General features: G+C 75.0%; 10 protein-coding genes and 1 pseudogene. 6 read left to right on the top strand and 5 right to left on the bottom strand.

Translation table 11 applies throughout. The features are described from left to right. Positions 1 to 71: 71 nt before the first annotated feature. The 3 genes and pseudogenes from ABD207_RS10980 to ABD207_RS10970 all read right to left on the bottom strand — a co-directional run. A complete protein-coding gene (locus ABD207_RS10980) occupies positions 72 to 1736 on the bottom strand; it encodes an alkaline phosphatase D family protein (protein WP_344012034.1) in 1665 nt (554 codons plus the stop codon). A 348-nt stretch (positions 1737 to 2084) separates the two neighbouring features. After that, positions 2085 to 2810: a metallophosphoesterase family protein gene (locus ABD207_RS10975; RefSeq protein WP_425580682.1), complete on the bottom strand. Its 726-nt coding sequence runs from the start codon at positions 2808 to 2810 to the stop codon at positions 2085 to 2087. Continuing rightward, positions 2762 to 3316: pseudogene (locus ABD207_RS10970) on the bottom strand (nucleotidyltransferase family protein); the annotation flags it as partial. The pseudogene ABD207_RS10970 and the gene ABD207_RS10975, both read right to left, overlap by 49 nt. A 208-nt stretch (positions 3317 to 3524) precedes the next feature. On the opposite strand from ABD207_RS10970, the gene ABD207_RS10965 reads away from it, so the two are divergent. The 4 genes from ABD207_RS10965 to ABD207_RS10950 all read left to right on the top strand — a co-directional run bounded on the left by ABD207_RS10965 (position 3525) and on the right by ABD207_RS10950 (position 10476). Then, positions 3525 to 4163: a hypothetical protein gene (locus ABD207_RS10965; protein ID WP_344012032.1), complete on the top strand. Its 639-nt coding sequence runs from the start codon at positions 3525 to 3527 to the stop codon at positions 4161 to 4163. A gap of 27 nt (positions 4164 to 4190) precedes the next feature. After that, the gene (locus ABD207_RS10960) at positions 4191 to 8546 is read left to right on the top strand and encodes a cation-translocating P-type ATPase (protein ID WP_344012030.1); all 4356 of its coding nucleotides are present in this window, start codon (positions 4191 to 4193) and stop codon (positions 8544 to 8546) included. 219 nt (positions 8547 to 8765) lie between these two features. After that, positions 8766 to 9845, top strand: a complete 1080-nt coding sequence (locus ABD207_RS10955; protein WP_344012027.1) for a zinc-dependent alcohol dehydrogenase family protein — start codon at positions 8766 to 8768, stop codon at positions 9843 to 9845. Between the two features lie 31 nt (positions 9846 to 9876). Further along, entirely contained in the window at positions 9877 to 10476 is a 600-nt protein-coding gene (locus ABD207_RS10950; protein WP_344012025.1) for an Rv1733c family protein, read from the top strand. Positions 10477 to 10534: 58 nt separating this feature from the next. On the opposite strand, the gene ABD207_RS10945 is transcribed toward ABD207_RS10950, so the two are convergent. Then, positions 10535 to 11248 (bottom strand): class I SAM-dependent methyltransferase, encoded by a 714-nt coding sequence (locus ABD207_RS10945; RefSeq protein ID WP_425580681.1) that lies wholly within the window; start codon positions 11246 to 11248, stop codon positions 10535 to 10537. Between the two features lie 110 nt (positions 11249 to 11358). On the opposite strand from ABD207_RS10945, the gene ABD207_RS10940 reads away from it, so the two are divergent. After that, complete coding sequence (locus ABD207_RS10940) at positions 11359 to 11811, top strand: flavodoxin family protein (protein WP_344012021.1); 453 nt, start codon at positions 11359 to 11361, stop codon at positions 11809 to 11811. 58 nt (positions 11812 to 11869) lie between these two features. Here ABD207_RS10940 and ABD207_RS10935 read toward each other — a convergent pair whose 3' ends face one another. Further along, positions 11870 to 12919, bottom strand: coding sequence for a YihY/virulence factor BrkB family protein (locus tag ABD207_RS10935; RefSeq protein ID WP_344012019.1), 1050 nt, complete (start codon positions 12917 to 12919; stop codon positions 11870 to 11872). Positions 12920 to 13018: 99 nt separating this feature from the next. Between ABD207_RS10935 and ABD207_RS10930 the strand changes: the two genes are divergently transcribed. Then, positions 13019 to 13651, top strand: coding sequence for a GNAT family N-acetyltransferase (locus ABD207_RS10930; RefSeq protein WP_344012017.1), 633 nt, complete (start codon positions 13019 to 13021; stop codon positions 13649 to 13651). Positions 13652 to 13711: the final 60 nt, after the last annotated feature.

Below are 13711 nucleotides of genomic sequence, written 5' to 3'. Positions count from 1 at the left end.
CGCTTTCGCGCTTTGGTGACGCGGACGCGCCATGTGCAGTACCAGCGCGCGACGTACGGCCCCGGCCGTGATCAGGCGGGCTGCAGACCGGGTGCACCCGCCTCGGTGACGAACGACGCCGCCGTCGAGACCGAGGCGCCGGGAGAGGTCACCACGGGCACCGTCCGGAAGTCCGCCCGGGCGTTCTGCCGGTTCAGCTCGAGCCGCACAAAGCCGCGCCGGCCGTCGTAGAACTTCATGTGCGGGTTGGCCTGCATGTAGGTGTCCCAGTTGGACGGCCGCTGCGCACCGTCCCGGCCGCTGGTGACGGAGGTGCAGGTCAGTTCCGTGCCGAGGGTGGCGGAGCCGGGGTCGTCGAAGTCCTCCTTGATGTCGAAGGCGTACGCCACGTGCACGTCCCCGGTGAGCACCAGCCAGTTGTCCACCCCGGCGGCCTTCGCCCCGGCGACCAGCCGGTTCCGCGAGGCGCGGTAGCCGTCCCAGGCGTCCATCGACAACTTGGCGTTCGCGGTCAGGTCGAGCTTGCGCTGGGAGAAGCACACCTGCTGCGGCATCACGTTCCACAGGGCGCCGGAGGCGGCCCAGCCGTCGAGCAGCCAGCTCTCCTGGGAGTCGCCGGTGAGAGTGCGGGCCGGGTCGTCCGACTCCGGGCCGGGCGCGTGCGGGGCGTCACCGTAGGCCTGGTCGGAGCGGTACTGGCGGGTGTCGAGGATGTCGAACTGCGCCAGCGTGCCCCAGTGCAGCCGGCGGTACAGCAGCGCGTCGGGGCCGCTGGGCAGCTGGGCGGCGCGCAGCGGCTGGTTCTCCCAGTAGGCCCGGTAGGCGGCGGCGCGCCGCACCAGGAACTGCTCGGGGGTGCTGCCGTTCTCGTCGAGGGCACCCGCGTAGTTGTTCTCGGTCTCGTGGTCGTCCCAGGCGACGACGAACGGGTGGGCGGCGTGCGCGGCCCGCAGGTCGGGGTCGTTCTTGTAGAGGGCGTACCGCAGCCGGTAGTCCGCCAGTGTGATGGTCTCCCGGTTGAACACCGCCGGCAGCATCCGGTCGGTGTAATTGCGCGCCCCGCCCGCGGAGTTGACGGCGTACTCATAGAGGTAGTCGCCGAGGTGGAACACCACGTCGACGTCCTCCTGCGCCAGATGCCGGTGCACGGTGTAGTAGCCGTCGTGGTAGGCCTGGCAGGCGACGGCGGCCAGCCGCAGGCTGCTGGTGGCCTCGCCGGCGGGGGGCGCGGTGCGGGTGCGGCCCGCAGGGCTGATCCAGGTGCCGGTGCGGAACCGGTAGTAGTACGGCGTGCCCGGCTCCAGACCCTGCACATCCACGTGCACGCTGTGGCCGTACTCCGGATAGGCGGTGGCGGTGCCGCTGCGCACGGTCAGGACGAAGTGCTCGTCGAGCGCCACCTCCCAGTCCACCTCCACCCGCTGCTGGCCGAGCCCCCCGTCGGCCTCGAACGGGGCCGGGGCGAGCCGGGTCCAGATCACCACCGAGTCGGGCAGCGGGTCACCGGAGGCCACCCCGAGCGTGAACGGGTCCTCGGTGATGCGGGCCGGCTGCAACCGGGGCGCGGCGAACGCGCCCCGGGCGGGCAGGTTGGTGGAGAAGGCGAGGGCGGCGGCGGCCGCGGTGAGGGTCAGAAAGCGCCGGCGGGCCAGGTGCGGGGCTGCGGTGCGCAGTACGGCGTCGTGCGGGGAGAAGGCGTGCTCCGGAGCGAGTCCGGTACGGCCCGGCAGCGCCATGCGGTGTCCTCTCGTACGGGGCGGGGTGATCCGACGGCGGCGTCCTTCGTCACCGAGGCGGGCGCGCCCCCCGGCTGATGTGTGGCGAACAGCGGCCGTGGGGCGCGGAGCCTGCATGCTATGCAGACAAAATGCTTAAAACGGGCGCGCCTGGCGGGCAGTTCACACAAGAGGCGGTACGGACACCCGGCAGCGGAGCGTGCAGGGCTGCGGAGAGCCGCGGGGGAGAAGGGCGGAGAGCCGCGGCGGAGGACGGCGGAGAGCTGCCGCGGAGAACCGTGAAGAGCGCCACCGGCGCGGGGCCGGTGGCGCTCTTGGGGGGATGCGGGAAGTGCGGCTGAAGGCGGGTCAGCCGGCCCGGTCCGTGCGGGCCGCGGCGGTCACCGGCTCGCGGGCCGGCAGGTGGTAGACGTGGAAGGCGCGGCCGATCACCGGCTGCGCCACATTGCGCACCTTCACGCCCCCGGCGGTCATGCCGTGCTCCGTGCCGGCGTGCGCGTGCCCGTGCACCGCGAGATCCGCACCGGCCGTGTCGATGGCCTCGGCCAGCAGATAGCTGCCGAGGAACGGATAGATCTCCAGCGGCTCACCGGCCAGCGTGTCCGCGCCGGGGGAGTAGTGGGTGAGCGCGATCCGGGCGTCGCAGCCCTCGTCCGCCAGCCGCTCCAGGGCCGTGCGCAGCCCGTCGGCGCAGTGGCGCGAGTGCCGCACGAACTCCTTCATCACCGGCTCGCCGAACTCCCCGGCCGACCGCCCGGCGAAGCCGCCCCCGAACCCCTTGGTCCCGGCGACCCCCACGCGGGCGTCACCGCACCGCAGCACCGTCCCCTCGCCCTCCAGCACCTGGGCACCGGCGTTCCGCAGCAGGTCCGACACCTCGTCCGGGCGGTCGTCGTGATGGTCGTGATTGCCGAGGACGGCGACCACCGGCAGAAGAAGGCCGCCGGCATCGGCTCGTCGCCGCAGTCGCGCCGGACCCGGTCCCAGTCGACCTTCTCGCGCAGCACCCGCGCGATCGGCAGCACGGCCCCGAAGTCGCAGTGGTGCTCGGAGAACGCGGCGATCAGGCTCCACAGCAGGTCCGTGGGGGCCAGGACCGGCATGCGGACCGACTCCACCGGCAGCTCCTCGGCCCGGTCCAGCATCTCGGTGGTGACCCGGCGGTGGGCCAGCTCGAAGATCACGTCCACGTCCTGGCCGAAGCAGGTCGCCTTGATCAGCCAGTCCTCCGGCGGATGCCGCACCGGCAGCCCCGCCGCGCGCAGCGTCTCCTCCACCTCCACCGCGTCCTCGGGCCGGACGCAGAAGTCGACGTCGTGCTGGAGATTGCCGGTGCCGCCGTGGGCGTACACGGCGACACTGCCCGCCAGCGCGAAGCGGTGGCCGCCCTGCTTGAGCACCACGCCGACCTGTTCGGCCGCCTCCAGGATGGCCTGATTGCGGTCCCGGGGAAGCCCGGCCTCGGCTGGCTCGCGCAGCGCCGACGGCGCCGTCGGCCGCCCGGGCGTGTCCTCCGCCAGCCGGAGGCCCGGGACGCCCTGACGCCGGGCGCGGGCGGTGTCCTCACTGTTCTCCGGCATGGGCACTCCCTTCGCCGTACCGGACGCTGCGCGTATGCGAGTGCCCGCTCCCCGCGCACGCACGCCCCGGCGGTGCACCGCCCGCCCGCGGCCGGCGGCGCCCGGCTCGGGCGTACTGGGAAAGCGCTTCGGCCGCGCACGCCTGAAGATGGGCGAAAGCAGGTAAACCGCTCGATGTGGCGCCCAGGCGCGCCCGTGGAGGTCGGCCATGGCTCAGCACACGTCTCGAACGCCGGAGCTTCCCCAGCCGCTGCGGGCCGTCGCCTCGGGGCTGCGGCAGCTGCCCGGCGCCGCCCAGGCGGGCAAGGTGGCCGAGGCCGCCCTGGACCGGATCGGCGCGCTCTCCCCGCGCGGCCGCCGCATCGCCGTCTACGCCGGGGCCGGAGTGCTCGGGACCGCCGGTGTCGTCGAGTGGCCGGTGGCGCTGACCGGGGCCGCCGTCGCCTGGTTCACCCGGCCGCGGCCCGGCTCGGCCGAGGACACCCGGCCGGCGGAGCACCAACCCGACGCCGCCGAGGCAGTCGCGACCACCCCCGCCGGGCCGGAAGCGGAAGCGGAGCCGCCCGGTGACCGAGGCCCCGGTGCCCGAGGCCCCGGCGACCGGCTGGCCTCCTCCCGGCACCGGCCGGGGCCGGCCGCCCAGCAGGTGCACGAGCAGCCCGCCAAGGTGGGCGACACCGAGACCGCGGCCGGGCTGCGCAAGGTCGCCGAGGCCACCGTGCACCACGCACCGCACGCCGCCCGCCCTCCGCACGGCGCCGGCGCCCACGAGCAGACCCGCCACGACGGGCACGGCGGTGACGGACACCGCGGCGACGGGCACCGCGACGACCGGCACTCCGGCTGACGCCAAGGACCAGGGGACACCCTCACGATGCTCACTCGCCTCGACGTCGCGCCTCTCGCGGGAGCGGTGGCGGGGGCCGCCGCAGGCGCCGCCCGCAGCACCGCCCAGGGACTGACGTCCGTCCACGACACCACGCGCCGCATTGGCCATGTCGCCCGCAACGCGCTGAGCGGCGGCCGCCACTGGCGGGCCGGACCGCGCCTCCACCTCGCGCTGCACCACCCCGAGGGCACCGGCGTCGCCCCGCTCGCCCGCAAGGTCGCCGCGGAACTCCTCGACCACCCCGATGTGCTGACCGCGTACTGGGACGGCGGGCTGTCCCGGCTGGTGGTGACCGTGGTCGAGGACGCGGCCGGGGACCGGGTCGCCCGGCGGGCCGCCGAACTCGCCGCCAGGGCCGGCCTGGTCGAGCAGGCCGAACCCGAGGCCGAGGAGGACGCCGCCCACCCCGGCGACCCCGGCGAGGTGCGTATCGCCGCCGCCGCGCTGCTGCTGGACGCCGCCGGAGCGGCCGGCGCCCTGGCCGGACGGGCGCTGCGCCTGCCGCCCGGCCCCAAGACCGTCACCGCGGGCGTCACCCTGCTGCGCGAGAACCCCCGCTTCCGGGCCCTGCTGCGCCGCCGGTTCGGCGCCGGCGGCAGGGAACTCCTCCTGGCCGCCGCCAACGCCGCCGCCCACGGCGCGGGCCAGTCACCCGTCGCCCTGGTCCTCGACGGACTGCTGCGCACCGGCCAGCTCACCGAGGCGGTCGCCCGGGCCGCCGCCTTCGAGGCGCTGCACGACGGGCTGTGCCGCGACGAGGGCACCACCCTGCCCTGCCCGCCTCACATCCGCCCGCCGCTGCGGGTCACCCCGGCCCAGGAGTACGCGGCCAACGCCGGCACCGGCAGCCTGGCCGGCGCCGCCGCCACCCTGCTGGTCACCCACGACACCCGGGAGGCCGCCGAGGCCGTGCTGGCCGGCTCGCCCAAGGCCGCCCGCTACGGCCCCGCCGCCTTCCTCACCGGCCTCAGCACCCACCTCGCCCGGTCCGGGGTCCTGGTGCGCAGCGACGAACGCCTGCGGCAGCTGGAGATCGCCGACTGCCTGGTGCTGCACGCCGACGCCCTGCGCAACCCCGCGGCCCGGGCCGACGGAGACGACGAGCGGGCCGCGGCGTTCGTCGACCCCGTCGCGCCGTTCGCCGAGGCCGTCCTCGACGCGGCGCGCCGGGCCGGCCTGCACGTGGTGATCACCGGCGGACCGGACCTGAAGGACATCACCCGCATGGCCGACGAGATCGCCCCCGCCGACCTGCCGTTCGGCGACGTGGTGCGGGCCCTGCAGAACGACGGGCACATCGTGGTGAGCGTCGCCCGCGTCACCCCGGACAGCCCACCCGACGTGGCCGGGGGACTGCCCGCCGGGGACGTCGCCGTCGCCCTCGTCGACGCCCGCTCGGCCGTTCCCTGGGGCGCCGACATCCTCACCCCGGGCGGCAGCGCCGACGTCTGGCGGCTGCTCCGGGCGATCCCGTCGGCCCGCCGGGTGAGCCGCCGCTCCCAGACCCTGGCCCGCGCCGGTGCCGCCCTTTCCGGACTGCTGGTCGCCCGCGGCGGCAAGCCCAGCGGCCGACTGTGGCGTGTGCTCACCCGGCACGCCCCGGTCAACGCCGCCGCGGCCGCCGCCCTGTGCTTCGGGTGGACCGAGGCGCTGCGCGTGGCCCGGGCCACCCCACCCGAACCCCACCTCCACGTGCCGTGGCACGCGATGGAACCCCACGAGGCGCACGAGCGGCTGCGCCGCGCCCGCGGCGAGGCGGAACCGCGCGGACTGGCCGTGCTCGCCGACCGCTCCCGGCAGTACGCCGCACGGCTCGCCCGCACCCCCGTGGCCGCCCCCGCCCGCTGGACCTGGCAGGCCGCCGGAGCCGTCCGGCGCGAACTCGACGACCCCCTCACCCCCGTGCTGGCCACCGGCGCCGTCGCCTCCGCGCTGCTCGGCTCACTGGTGGACGCCCTGCTCGTGGTCGGCGCCATGGACATCAACGCCGTCGCGGGCGGGCTGCAGAGGCTGCGCGCCGAGCAGGCGCTCGCCCGCCTCGCCGCCCGCCAGCAGCCCAAGGCCCGGCGGCAGGAGAACCGCAGACGCACTGTCACCGTCGACGCGGCCCGGCTGCGGCCGGGGGACCGGATCAGCCTCGCCGCCGGCGACGTCGTACCGGCGGACGCCCGCCTGCTGGAGGCGGAGGGACTGGAGGTCGACGAGTCCGCCCTCACCGGCGAGTCGCTGCCGGTCACCAAGGCCGTCGAGGCGACACCGGGCGCACCGGTGGCCCAGCGCACCTGCATGGTCTTCGAGGGCACCACCGTCGTCGCCGGCCACGCCACGGCCCTGGTGGTCGACACCGGCGAGCACACCGAGGCGGGGCGCGCCGTCGCCCTGGCCTCGCGCACCCCGCCGCCCGCCGGGGTGCAGGCCCGGCTGCAGGAACTCACCCGCAAGGCCCTGCCGGTCACCTTCACCGGCGGCGCCCTGGTCACCGGGCTGTCCCTGCTGCGCGGCAGCCCGGTCCGACGGGCCGTCAGCGGCGGCGTCGCGGTGGCCGTCGCCGCCGTGCCCGAGGGGCTGCCGCTGGTCGCCACCGTCGCCCAGATGGCCGCCGCCCGGCGGCTGTCCCGGCGCGGCGTCCTGGTGCGCACCCCGCGCACGCTGGAGGCGCTCGGCCGGGTCGACACCGTCTGCTTCGACAAGACCGGCACCCTCACCGAGAACCGGCTGCGCCTGGTCCGCGTCGCCACCGCCGACGGCACCGTCCTCGACCCCGGCGCCGAGGACGCCGTGGACGTCGTCCGGCTGGCCGCGCGGGCCTGCCCGCAGGAGGAGACCGGGCAGGGCCGCAAGGTCGCGCACGCCACCGACGAGGCCGTCCTCGACGTCGCCCCGCCCGACGACGGCTGGAAGCCCAGCGGCGAACTCGCCTTCGAGGCAAGCCGCGGCTACGCCGCCGCCGTCGGCCGGGACGAGTCCGCCGGCTCCGCGCACTCCGGCGAACTGCTGGTGGTCAAGGGCGCGCCCGAGGCCGTCCTGCCCGCCTGCCCCCATCTGCCCGGCCACGCCGCCGAGACCGCCCACGCCCTCGCCGCGCAGGGACTGCGCGTCCTCGCCGTGGCCCGGCGCCCCTGCCGGGGCGGCGACCCCGCCGAGGAGCTCGAAGGCGGCCTCGACGGACTGGAGTTCGCGGGATTCGTCGCCCTCGCCGACGTCCCCCGCGACACCTCCGAGGCCCTGCTGGCCGAGCTGCGGCGCTCCGGCATCCTGCCCGTGATGCTCACCGGAGACCACCCCGAGACCGCCCGCGCCATCGCCCTGCAGCTGGGCTGGCCCGAGGAGACCGAGGTGGTCACCGGGGACGAACTGGTCGCCATGGACCGGCGCGAGCGGGTCCGCGCGCTGCACGGCGCGGGCGTCGTCGCCCGCGTCGCGCCCGAGCAGAAGCTGCACGTGGTGGAGGCGCTGCAACAGGCCGGCCGGGTGGTGGCGATGGCCGGCGACGGCGCCAACGACGCCGCCGCCATCCGCGCCGCCGACGTCGGCGTCGGCATCGAGGCCCGCGGCTCGGCCGCCGCCCGCAACGCCGCCGACCTGGTGCTGACCACCACCGACCTGTCCGTCCTGGTCGACGCCGTGGCCGAGGGCCGGGCCCTGTGGCGCAGCGTCGCCGACGCGGTGAGCATCCTCATCGGCGGCAACGCCGGCGAGGTCGGCTTCAGCGTGCTCGGCACCCTGCTCGCCGGTTCCTCGCCGCTGTCCACCCGGCAGCTGCTGCTGGTCAACCTGCTCACCGACATGTTCCCCGCCATGGCCGTGGCGGTGACCCCCAGCGACGACCCGGCGACCGCCGTGCACGCCGCGACCGGCCCCATGGGGCTCGACGCGCTCGGCGCCCCGCTGCTGCGCGCCATCCGCCGCCGCGGCGTGACCACCTGCCTCGGCGCGGTCGCCGCCTACCTGGCCGGCCGGCTCACCCCCGGCAGCGACCGCCGCGCCACCACCATGGCGCTGTGCGGCGTGGTCGGCGCCCAGCTCGTGCAGACCCTCTCCGGCCGCCGCCACAGCCCGCTGGTGTGGACGACCGCACTCGGCTCCGCCGCCGTGCTGGCCGCCCTGGTGCAGACCCCCGGCGTCAGCCACTTCTTCGGCTGCACCCCGCTCGGCCCGGTCGCCTGGACCGGCGTCGCCCTCGCCATCACCCTGTCCGCCCTCGCCCCGCGCCTGGAACGCCGGGCCGCCGTCCGCCACGCCTACGACGCCGCCTCCCGCCTGCTGCTGCGCCTCGGCGCCCACGCCCAGGAGGCCCGCCACCTCCTGCACAGCGGTATTGCCCGCCCGGTGGTGTCGTAGCGGAGCCTGGTAGGGGAGCTGGGGGCTGATGGGGAGTCCGCGAGGGGTCCGGGCAGCCCAGCCGGCCGGGACGTCCGGCCCGCGCGGAACCGCCGCCGTTCGCCCAGACTGGAAGATGCAGGGCGGGCCGCAGGACCCCCTCCCCGGGCCCGCCGACGCAGGCGGGCGCGGCAGCGCCCGACGCCGTGGCCCGCCGCGAGCAGAAGGGTGAGCAACGGCATGAAGGGCTACGTCTTCCACGGCCCCGGGCAGTCCGCCTGGGAAGAAGTCCCCGATCCGGACATCAAGGAGCCCACCGACGCGATCGTGCGGGTCGACGCCGTCACCATCTGCGGCACGGACCTGCACATCCTCAAGGGCGACGTGCCGGAGGTGCAGCCGGGGACCGTCCTCGGACACGAGGCGGTCGGCGAGATCGTCGAGACCGGCGGCGACGTGCGCAGCGTACGTCCCGGAGACCGCGTGCTCGTGTCCTGCATCACCGCCTGCGGCCGCTGCCGCTTCTGCCGCGAGGCCATGTACGGCCAGTGCCGCGGCGGCGGAGGCTGGATTCTCGGCCATCTGATCAACGGCACCCAGGCCGAGTACGTCCGCGTCCCCTACGCCGACCTGTCCGTGCACGCCCTGCCCGGCGCGGTCGCCAACGAGGACGCCGTACTGCTGGCCGACATCTTCCCCACCGCCTACGAGGTCGGCGTGCTCAACGGAAAGGTGCGGCCCGGCGACACCGTCGTGGTGGTCGGGGCCGGACCGGTGGGGCTCGCCGCCGTCGCCACGGCGCACCTCTTCTCCCCCGAGCGCGTCATCGCCGTCGACCTGGCACCGACCCGCCTGCAGGCCGCCCGCGACCTCGGCGCGGAGGCCGTCGTCGACGCCGGCGAGGGCCCGGAGCAACTGGTCGAGGACCTCACCGACGGGCTCGGCGCCGATGTGGTCGTCGAGGCGGTGGGCGTCCCCGCGACCTTCGAACTGTGCACCCGCATGGTGCGGCCGGGCGGTCGCGTGGCCAACGTCGGCGTGCACGGCGCCCCCGCCACTCTGCACCTCGAGAGCCTGTGGATCAAGAACGTCACCGTGACCACCGGCCTGGTCGACACCCACTCCACGCCCACCCTGCTGCGCATGCTGGCCGCCGGCCGGCTGCCCACCGGACCGCTGGTCACCCACACCTTCCCCCTGGACCACATGCAGGAGGCGTACGACGTCTTCGGCAACGCCGCCGAGACCGGCGCGCTCAAGGTCGTCCTCGGTGTGCCCCAGCACGAGGTCGTCCCGGTGCAGCAGACGCAGACGTCCTGACCTCCGCCCCGGTGCGAGGAGGTGAAGCGCGATGGCACGCACACCCGGTGCACGGCCCCGCAGGGAACGGCTGTGGCGCTGGCGCCGGAACCCGCTGCGGCGACGCAGCGACGTCGCCGAGGCCTGGGTGCAGCTCGCCACCCACGTCCTCGCCCTGCTGACCGCGGTGTGCGTCGGCCTCCTGGCGGCCGGCGCCCTCGGCTCCTCCCTCGCCGACCGACGGGCCGAGGACCGGCCCGCCACCGCCGTCCTGACCAAGGGCACCGCCGACGCGGTGCCCGCACCCGTCACCGACGACGGCGGCGCCGGCGTCTGGACGACCGTCCGGTGGACCGACCGGGACGGCGCCACGCACACGGGCCGCGCCGAGGTCCCGCCCGGCAGGAAGGCCGGCAGCACCGTCACCGTCTGGACGGACGGCAGCGGCCGGCTGGTCACCAAGCCCCCCGAGGGCGTGGAGGCGCACTTCCAGGTCGTCATGGGCGGCGTCACGGTCGGTGCCGCCTGCGGCGGGCTGATCCTGGGCGCCGGATGGCTGGTGCGCAGGAGGATCCGGCACCGGGTCCTCGACCAGTGGGAGGCCGAGTGGCAGTGGGTCGAACCGATGTGGCGCAAGCGGATGACCGGCTGACCCGTCCGCCTCCGACGGCCAGCTCCGCCCCGGTCAGTCCGTCCGCGTGCCGCCCCGGTCAGTCCCTCCGCGTGCCGTCGGGGCCGCCCGGAAAGGCGTCCGTGCCCTCCGCACGCCGGGCGTGCACGAACAGGTGCGGCTCGGGCCGGGCGTCGGGATGGGCCGGCGTGAACATCACGCTCTCCTGCGACTCCACCGTCAGACCCGCCGCCCGCACCACCGCGACGACGTCCTGCGCCGCGAAGCTGGTGACCCGCACCGGCTGCCCCATGAAGACGCCGTCGAAGTCCTCCACGTCCAGCGGCACGGTCGCCGGCGCCAGCAGACCGCCCGGCCGCAGTGCCCGCGCCAGCCGCTCCACAAGACCGGCCTGCTCGGTGCGCGACATCTGCAGCAGCGAGAAGTAGACACAGACCGCGTCGAACGAGCCGTCCTCCAGCGGCATCGTGTGGATGTCCGCGCACGCGAACTCCGCCCCGGGCACCTGACGGGAGGCGGTCTCCACCATCACCGGGGACACGTCGACCCCGAGCACCCGGTGACCTTCCTTGGCGAGGGTGGCGGCCGTCGGCCGGCCCGTGCCGCTGCCGACGTCCAGCACCCGGGCGCCGGGCGGCAGCCGTTCGGTCAGCCATCGCAGCGATCCGCGGTGCGCCTCGGAGGAGGCGAACGCCTTCTCGTACCGGCTGCCCAGCGCATCGAACACCACCGCCGCGGGCGGCCTGCGCACCTCATCGACCACTACGCACCCCGTCGTACCCGGTCTTGACATTTGGACGCGCAGGCATCGTCCCACCCGAGTGCACTCCCCACAACGCCGCCCGGCCGTACGGGTGCGGGCGCGGCTTGCGCGGCGGCGGCAGCGCACGGCAGGGTCGGGGTGTGCCGACACTGCTGATCGTCCATCACACGCCGTCGCCCAACTGCCAGGCGATGTTCGAGGCCGTCGTCGACGGCGCCACCGCCCCCGAGATCGAGAACGTCGAGGTCGTGCGCCGGGCCGCGCTCGCCGCCACCGCGAGCGACGTGCTGCAGGCCGACGGCTACCTCCTCGGCACGCCCGCCAACCTCGGCTACATGTCGGGGGCGCTGAAGCACTTCTTCGACCAGATCTACTACCCCTGCCTCGACTCCACCCGCGGCCGCCCCTTCGGCGTCTTCGTGCACGGCGGCAGCGACGTCACCGGGGCACTGCGCGGCATCGAGTCCGTCACCACGGGCCTCGGCTGGCGCCGCGCCGCGGACACCGTCACCGTCACCGGAGCGCCCGACAAGCAGGCGCTGGAGCGCTGCTGGGAGCTGGGCGCCACCGTCGCCGCCGGGCTCATGGAGTGAGCACCGGGCCTGCGAGGCCGGGCTCATGGAGTGACCAGCGGGCCTGCGAGGAAGCGCGTCAATCCATCCGCCGGCGGTCCTGCTCGTCCCACGCCCGTGTGTCGCGCGGCTGGGTGTACGGCTCGGCCTCGGGCGGATGGCCCCCGGCGATGGCGCGCTGCCGGGCGATCTCCGCGTCGAACTCCAGGCCCAGCAGGATCGCCAGATTGCTGATCCACAGCCACACCAGGAACACGATGACGCCGGCCATGGTGCCGTAGGTCTTGTTGTACGAGGCGAAGTTGGCCACGTACACGGCGAAGCCGCCGGAGGCGACCAGCCAGATCAGCAGGGCCAGGAAACTGCCCGGGGTGATCCAGCGGAACCCCCTGACCTTCGCGTTGGGTGCCGCCCAGTACAGCAGCGCGATCATCAGGACGACCAGCAGGACCAGGACCGGCCACTTGGCGATCGACCACACGGTCACGGCCGTGTCGCCGAGGCCGAGCACATCGCCGGCCCGGCGGGCCAGGTCACCGGTGAACACCACGATCAGCGCGCTGATCACCGCCAGCACCATCAGCACCACCGTCAGCCCGACCCGCACCGGCAGCACCTTCCACACCGGACGGCCCTCGGGGATGTCGTAGACGGCGTTGGCGGAGCGGATGAACGCCGCCACATAGCCCGAGGCCGACCACACCGCCAGCACCAGGCCGACCAGCGCGACGATCGAGCCGGTGCCCGCCCCGCCCTGGAGCTGCGAGACCGCCTGGGTGAGGATGTCGCGCACCGCGCCGGGCGCGAGGTCCTGCACCTGTTCCATCACCCGGTCGATCGCCGACTTGCCGGCGATGCCCAGCAGCGACACCAGCACCAGCAGCGCGGGGAACAGCGCCAGCACCCCGTAGTAGGTGAGGGCCGCGGCCCGGTCGGTCAGCTGGTCGTCCTTGAACTCGCGCAGACTGCCCTTGAGCGCTGCACCCCACGACCGCTTCGGCAGCCCGGTGGGCGTGTCCGGTGCCGCCCGCTCCACCTCGGCGTCCGGGCCCGGTTCCCCGGCCGCCGGCGCCTCGTCCGTCGTCTGGTCCGTCCTCTGGCCGTTCCGGCCAGGCAAGTGCAGCTTCATGAGCGCCGGGTAACCAGGAGCGGCCGGAGCCAACCTCGCGAACGGAAGCGCACCCGAAAGTGGTTGTGGGAGCGCTCCCAAGTGGGCACCATTCCGTACATGATCTCCACGCCGACGATCCGCCCGTACCGCCCCGGGGACCGGGACGCCCTCGACGACATCTGCATCCGCACCGCCCACAACGGCCTGGACAACCGCCCGGTCTACGCCGACCCCTCGATCCTCCCGGCCACCTTCGCCGCCCCCTACGTCCACCTGGAGCCGGACCTCGCCTTCGTACTCGACGACGGCACCGGCAGCGCGGTCGGCTACATCCTGGGCACCGCGGACACCCCGCGCTTCGCCGAGGAGTTCCGCACCACCTGGCTGCCGCTGGTCGCCGCGCGGTACCCGGAGCCGTCCGGGGAGCCGGGCACCCCGGACGAGGTGATGGCCCGCCTGCTGCACCACCCCGAGCGCATGGTCCTGCCCGAACTGGCCGGCTATCCCGCCCATCTGCACATCGACCTGCTGCCCGAGTGGCAGGGCCGCGGCTTCGGCCGGGAGCTGATGCGCACCTTCCTGCGCGCGCTGCGGGACCGGGGAGTACCCGCCGTCCATCTGGTCATGGCCAAGGCGAACAAGCCGGCCCGCGCCTTCTACGACCGGATGGGCTTCGAGGTGCTCGACGTGCCGATGGACGCCTCGGTGACCTGCCTCGGACGCCCGACGGCCGACCCGGACCGGCCCTGACGCTCCGTCACCGGTGGGCGACGGTTCTGAAGATGTTACGAAGAACTTGTGAGGCGATTG

Origin of the sequence: Streptomyces thermospinosisporus (genome assembly GCF_039526425.1) — a bacterium.
Classification (GTDB): domain Bacteria; phylum Actinomycetota; class Actinomycetes; order Streptomycetales; family Streptomycetaceae; genus Streptomyces; species Streptomyces thermocarboxydovorans.
Note: the sequence above shows the minus strand (reverse complement) of the source record. Positions and strands in the feature narration are given on the sequence as shown.